The sequence below is a fragment of the Idiomarina xiamenensis 10-D-4 genome (genome assembly GCF_000299895.1).
In the GTDB taxonomy this organism is placed as follows: Bacteria; Pseudomonadota; Gammaproteobacteria; order Enterobacterales; family Alteromonadaceae; genus Idiomarina; species Idiomarina xiamenensis.
In genome coordinates, this window is sequence record NZ_AMRG01000036.1 from 1 (window position 1) to 2,182 (window position 2,182).

At 48.5% G+C, this 2,182-nt stretch carries 3 protein-coding genes; all 3 read right to left on the reverse strand.

All coding sequences use genetic code 11. The annotated features are described in order from the left end of the window. A partial coding sequence (locus A10D4_RS13205) for a cache domain-containing protein (RefSeq protein ID WP_051002134.1) occupies nt 1-1,112 on the reverse strand: 1,112 nt, incomplete at its 3' end. Nucleotides 1,113-1,274: 162 nt separating this feature from the next. After that, entirely contained in the window at nt 1,275-1,742 is a 468-nt protein-coding gene (gene rimI, locus A10D4_RS13210; RefSeq protein WP_237738556.1) for a ribosomal protein S18-alanine N-acetyltransferase, read from the reverse strand. Further along, nucleotides 1,718-2,074: a hypothetical protein gene (locus A10D4_RS13790; RefSeq protein ID WP_008490110.1), complete on the reverse strand. Its 357-nt coding sequence runs from the start codon at nt 2,072-2,074 to the stop codon at nt 1,718-1,720. Before A10D4_RS13790 ends, rimI begins: the two co-directional genes overlap by 25 nt. Nucleotides 2,075-2,182 lie beyond the last annotated feature (108 nt).

The window sequence follows — 2,182 nt, forward strand, 5'->3', positions numbered from 1 at the left end:
GAGCCTATCTTCTCAGACTGTTCAGCAAGGCTATTGACACTTGCGCTACCTTTTTCGACATCGCTAGCAAGTCCGTGAATCACTTTAACCGCACGAGTCAGTAACTGTTGCGCGGAACCCACCAATTGTTCTGCTTGGATAGCCGCTTGCGATGCTTCACTAGCGCTGCGCGCAACCTCATGCGAAGCGGTAGCAAGCTCATTAACTGCAGTCGCAACTTGTTCGCTTTCTTGTTGCTGATGGCTGACACCATTAACATTGCTGTGCATCACTTGCTGTAATTGCTGTGTCGATTCCGTCATGGCGTTGGCTGATGAACGAATGTGGCTAACCATACTTGCCACTTGGTCGGCAAAGCGGTTAAAAGCACCACCCAACTCGCCCAACTCGTCAGCAGATTCGCTGTGCAAGCGTTTAGTCAAATCGCCGTCACCGTCAGCAATATTATGCATCGCATCTAACGCTTTGCGTAACGGCGCGGTAATACTACGTACCACTAACAAAGCAATGGCAGCAATCACTAATACTGCGATAACGGCAGCGATGGCAGTACGTGTGGCGGCGGCAGCAATGGAGTTATTAACGTTGCCCTCGATAGCGCTTGCCTGCTGTTGTAGGCCAGCAATCCAGAACCCCGTTCCCAATACCCAGTCCCATTTATCAATACGCTCGGCATAAGCCAGTTTGGGTCCAATGGAGCCATCTACCGCTTTCCAGTCGTAGGCAACATAACCACCACCTTGTTGCGCCGCATCGATCAAACCACGGATTAAGTAAACGCCATTAGGGTCTTGGAAGTCGTATAAATTTTTACCTTCAAGCGCTGCGTTAACGCCATGCGCGACACTAACGCCCTGGCTATCATAAATAAATAGATAGCCGGTATCGCCAGCATCGTTAAAACGCAGTTGCCGAATAATTTGCTTAGCCTGTTGTTGACGCTCGCTGACCGAGCCTAAGCTCTCATCATTGACCAAATGCTGAATTGCGGACTTAGCCAAATGCAGATAATTAGCTAATTCGGCACGGCGATCGTGTTCCATTTGCTGAGTAAATTGCGATACCGCTTCATCACCGGTTTGCCGGGACTGATACAGATTGTATAAGGTCATAAAAACCGCTAATAAAATCGGCGGAATAAGAGCGAGCGAAAGAACTCGAGCTTTGATCGTCATCTGCATGAAAAAAAATCCAATTAACGGGGTTCATAAAGTTAATATCGGCGCAATTTCGCGTTTCAGTAGGACTGTTTCAATACGGCTTTAGTCGCAAGCTCACTCGGCATGTTGCCAGCGCATCACCAAGGCATCTTCGTGGGCTTTATTTTCGCAAGGATAATAATTCGGTCGACGGCCAACCTCGCAAAAACCATATTGGCGGTAGAGACTGATAGCAACGTGATTAGACGCTCGCACCTCGAGCCAAAGCGTTAATCGCTTATGTTTGCTGTAATCAATGACATCCCGTAATAAATACGCCCCCCACCCTTGCCCACGGAAGCTCGGTAACACCGCGATATTCATTAAGGTGATTTCATCAAATACTTGCTGGCAAATACTGAAGCCAATCGCTTCATCAGCAATACTGAGTAAGCGATTGCGATATTGACTCCCTTGGCAACTACAGAAATTTTTTTCTGACCAAGGTAATGGATGACTCTGCTGCTCTATCGAGTAATGCGTTAACTGCGGGACGAACTCGGTTAGCCTAACGGCACTCATTGCTGACTCAACAATCGCCATAGCTCGCGCTTTTGAACAATGCTGGGTTGCAAACCATGCCAGTCAGCTAGCGAGAATAAATAGCGCGGATCTTGCGGTAATGTGGACACTTGTACCGGCTGGCTATCAAGGTAATAACAGACATCGACTAGCCATTGCGGTTTACATACTGGTAACGGTTGATGGTATTGCAGCCATAAAGGTCCGACCCGGTAAAGGTATTGAGCAGCACTTTCTGCGCCTTGCTGACGAGCTTGCCAAAGTGGAATACCCAGCGCCTGTAATGCCTCGCGTTGCGAGACTCGCCACAATGCTGCGGGTGATACGGATTGGGTTTGATTGCTATCGGTCATAGAATTGAGTGTAAAACACTGCGGCTGAATTAGCGATACATTCGCCAATCAGTTTTACCAGTTACTGGTGATTAAGCTGGCAGGGGCGGAGGGATTCGAACCCCCAAC